At 40.0% G+C, this 772-nt stretch carries 1 protein-coding gene; it reads right to left on the bottom strand.

What is annotated here, in order from left to right:
- On the bottom strand, window positions 1-763 hold a 763-nt coding region (locus tag LLA01S_RS12030; protein WP_061778372.1), incomplete at its 3' end, for an IS982 family transposase.
- Window positions 764-772 lie beyond the last annotated feature (9 nt).

Raw genomic sequence — 772 nt, 5'->3', positions numbered from 1 at the left:
AACGACTTTTACAACGCTCAGCTCCTAGATTTGTCAAAAAAGAGAAAACTCGCTCAATCACTTTTCTACGTTTTGAAAAATTAGGGAAAAGGATTTTCTTTTGCTTCATGTTCTTCCTGACAGGTGTCATTAGATCAATTCCTTTTAATTCCAGCCTATCATGCAGTGACTGACCTAAATATCCCATATCTCCAAGGACTGTTGGTGTCCCAAATTGACTCAACACTTCCTCGGTCATTGAACTATCAGCCATTGAAGCAGGAGTAATTGTGTAGTCTATGACATAGCCTGATTCACTGACTGAAGCATGACATTTACATCCATAGAAGTACTGTCCCTTTGTAGCATTGTAGCCAACATTTGCATAATCTCCAAGACCTTTGCTTTTGAAATTACGAATAGGCTGACACAAAGGAATGGGGAAGCTGTCAATAATGGATACACTCATTCCTTCAACCTCTTTAAAGACGAGTGCTTGGCGAATGACTTGGATACTCGGTAAGAGGGCATTACAACGGCGGACAAAGCGATAATATTCTAGGAAATTAGGAAATAAACTTTGAGCAAGTTGGTGCTTAGCTTTAAGCGTTTCACTAAAATGCAGTACGCCCCAGAGGTAACAAGCGATAACTAAGCAACCTGATGTTGCGAGATGGACGTTCTTTCGGTTTTGAACCTCAAGGGGAACCCTCGTTTGATAAAGCGTCTCAATGGTTGTCAGTAAATAAACAAAAACTTTTGGGAGTGTGCTATTATAAGTCATATAAGTCGT

The sequence above is a fragment of the Lactococcus cremoris subsp. cremoris NBRC 100676 genome (genome assembly GCF_001591705.1).
Lineage (GTDB): Bacteria > Bacillota > Bacilli > Lactobacillales > Streptococcaceae > Lactococcus > Lactococcus cremoris.
This window is presented reverse-complemented; position numbering and strand designations above follow the sequence as displayed.